The 1,052-nt window shown below is 66.6% G+C and carries 2 protein-coding genes; both read left to right on the top strand.

The window, feature by feature from the left end:
• Window positions 1–315 (top strand): paraquat-inducible protein A (locus tag JHD64_RS21090; RefSeq protein WP_199055560.1); only part of this gene is annotated, 315 nt, incomplete at its 5' end.
• Window positions 297–938 carry a paraquat-inducible protein A gene (locus tag JHD64_RS21085; RefSeq protein WP_110313879.1) on the top strand — a complete coding sequence of 214 codons (642 nt, stop codon included), beginning with the start codon at window positions 297–299 and terminating at the stop codon, window positions 936–938. The genes JHD64_RS21090 and JHD64_RS21085, both read left to right, overlap by 19 nt.
• Window positions 939–1,052: the final 114 nt, after the last annotated feature.

The following is a 1,052-nucleotide window of genomic DNA, read 5'->3' as shown; positions in this document are numbered from 1 at the left end:
ACCGGCGTGCTGTTGCCCGGCCTGGAGCTGCTCTGCCTGCTCTATCTGTTGCTGCCGCTGTCGCTGGGCCATGCGCCACCCGGCTTTGCCATGGTGATGCGCCTGGTGCGCAGCCTGCATCCCTGGGGCATGGTCGAGGTCTTTCTGCTGGGCGTGCTGGTGGCGCTGGTCAAGCTGGCCCATATGGCGGCAGTGCATCCCGGCATCGGCCTGTGGTCGTTTTTTGCCCTGATCCTGCTGCTGGCCGGCAGCGCCAGCCGCTTTGATGCCGGCCAGCTCTGGGAGCGCTATCAGGCATGTCGCCCTTCCCGTTGAAGACCGCCGCCCGGCACGGCCTGTGGCGCTGTCATGGCTGCAGCCTGTTGTGCCGCCTGCCCGGCGCTGCCGCAGAGGCCGCCTGGCATTGTCCGCGCTGTGGCGCCCCGCTGCACCGGCGCAAGCCGCACAGCCTGCAATATGCCTGGGCCTTCCTGATTGCCGCGGTGATCTGTTATATCCCGGCCAATCTGCTGCCCATCATGCTGACCGAGATGCTGTCCGGCACCCAGCGCGACACCATCATGAGCGGGGTGGTGTATCTGTGGCAGGGCGGTTCCTGGCCGCTGGCGCTGGTGGTGTTCATCGCCAGCGTGCTGGTGCCCTTGCTGAAGATATTGTCCATGCTGCTGCTCCTGCTCACCGTGCACTGGCGTTCGCGCTGGGCGCCGCGCCAGCGTACCCGGCTGTACCGCTTGCTGGAGGTGGTGGGGCCGTGGTCGATGCTGGACATTTATGTGGTGGGCCTGCTGGTGGCGCTGGTGCAGCTGCAGTCGCTGGCCACCATCAAGGCCGGGCCGGCGGCCATTGCCTTTGGAGCAGTGGTGGTGCTGACCATGCTGTCGGCCATGCATTTTGATCCCAGACTGATCTGGGATGTTTTCGAGGATGATGATGAGTGACCAACACCCGCCGCAGACCGCGGCTGAAGATCTGCCTGCCCACCCGCCAAGCGTGCCGCTGGCCGTGGCCGAACGCCGCCGCCCCAGCCGCTGGTCGCCCTCGCTGGTCTGGCT

This window comes from Aquitalea sp. ASV15 (genome assembly GCF_016429115.1).
GTDB classification, from domain to species: domain Bacteria; phylum Pseudomonadota; class Gammaproteobacteria; order Burkholderiales; family Chromobacteriaceae; genus Aquitalea; species Aquitalea magnusonii.
This window is presented reverse-complemented; position numbering and strand designations above follow the sequence as displayed.